Raw genomic sequence first — 1,668 nt, 5'->3', positions numbered from 1 at the left:
CCGGCGGGGGTTCATGCGACTGCGAAAATTGGAGCGAAATCGTTCTAGGTATTCTGATAAAAGAAAATTATTATCCACGGGTAAACCCTTTGATTCCATCTGTTGCCGCGCTAACAGTAATTGTCGGATGGATATAGCCAGGGGTTTGGCCCGATAACTGGCAATGATAACTAAAGCTTTTGCTTGGTCAAGGGTGAGACGGTCGAGGGTGTAGGAAATTCGCCAGGGATTAGTACAGCGTAAGCGCCAGAAAATAATCCGGTTTCTGACAATTTTATCGAGTCCTAGTTCTTTACAGAGGGCTAACAGGGCCTCCCCGGCACCGACTTCTAAGGATTCCAACGCTAATAGCATTAAATCGATATGCTGTTGGAGATGTAGGGCGCATTGCTGACTGGCAATCGGAAAATCGGGTAAAACGCTTAAAATAACCGGTTTTTCTGGGGCTGATGTTGTAGATTCGGGCGTTAGGCTAGTAGAGGTCATGATATAGGAGAACTAAAACACAAGGGCGATCGAGTCAGGGTATTGTAAATTGTATTGTATAGATAGCTGTCCCCCATTTTACGAGACACGGAAACCGAATGGATCTGAAATCACTGATTCGCGATATTCCCGACTTTCCCAAACCGGGTATTGTCTTCCGCGATATTACTACCCTACTCAATCATCCCCAAGGATTACGTTACACGATCGATACCCTAACGGCAAAGTGTCGCGATTACGGTTTATCCCCCGATTACATTGTCGGTATGGAATCCAGGGGTTTTCTCTTTGGTGTTCCTTTAGCATACCAATTAGAAGCGGGATTTATTCCCGTCCGGAAACCGGGCAAATTACCCGCCGCCGTTCATAGTATCGAGTATGATTTGGAATACGGAAGCGATAGCCTCGAAATTCATCAAGACGCGGTGGCATCCCATCATAAAGTCTTAATTGTCGATGATTTAATCGCGACGGGAGGGACGGCGAAAGCAACGGCCGATTTATTAGAAAAAATTGGTTGCGAGGTGTTAGGATTTGCCTTTATCATCGAGTTAATCGACCTCGGTGGTCGGGAAAAATTACCCGATTTACCGATTATTACCCTCATCGATTATTAGGTTTTTTTTAAGTACCTAAGCAGAATTAATTACACATTTCGCTAACACTCTGGCAAGAGTGCCTATCTCAAAAATGCCAATTAATTCTGCGCGACTATTTATCTCCTGACTCCTGAATTGGAGTCCCCACTAGGAAATTAACTTGGCACGATTACTTATGACGGCGACCGATGATAATTATAAGGCTGCAACCGCTCGATCGAGTGCTAATGGGTTACAATCTCTCCTAACTAGCGAAACTTTTTTATATATTGTCAAGCGTGTTCTCCAGGGTTTATTAACCCTGTTGTTGGCCTCGGCTTTGAGTTTCGCTATTATCCAATTAACCCCCGGCGGTTTTCTGGCTTTGCTTGACCTTAATCCCAAGATTAGTCAGGAAACTAAAGAACAATATATTGCCCTTTTTGGTTTAAAAGACCCGCCGATTGTCCAGTATTTTAAATGGTTGTGGCAAGTGGTAACTCAGTTTAATTTTGGTCTGAGTTTTACCTATTTTCGTCCCGTGTCTTCCCTATTATTAGAGAGAATTCCAGCGACGTTATTAATGTCTTTGACTTCCATCATT

The 1,668-nt window shown here is 43.8% G+C and carries 2 protein-coding genes and 1 pseudogene; 2 read left to right on the top strand and 1 reads right to left on the bottom strand.

Annotation, left to right across the window (positions count from 1 at the left end):
• A partial coding sequence (locus PX481_RS12565; protein WP_288094676.1) for a DUF3038 domain-containing protein occupies positions 1-486 on the bottom strand: 486 nt, incomplete at its 3' end.
• A gap of 98 nt (positions 487-584) precedes the next feature.
• Between PX481_RS12565 and PX481_RS12560 the strand changes: the two genes are divergently transcribed.
• Both PX481_RS12560 and PX481_RS12555 read left to right on the top strand, forming a co-directional pair.
• Positions 585-1,103, top strand: a complete 519-nt coding sequence (locus PX481_RS12560) for an adenine phosphoribosyltransferase (protein WP_002737799.1) — start codon at positions 585-587, stop codon at positions 1,101-1,103.
• Between the two features lie 157 nt (positions 1,104-1,260).
• Positions 1,261-1,668: pseudogene (locus tag PX481_RS12555) on the top strand (ABC transporter permease); the annotation flags it as partial.

It is taken from the genome of Microcystis sp. M53603_WE2 (assembly GCF_030065435.1).
The sequence above is the reverse complement of the archived record's forward strand: the minus strand, read 5'-3'. Positions and strand labels throughout refer to the sequence as shown.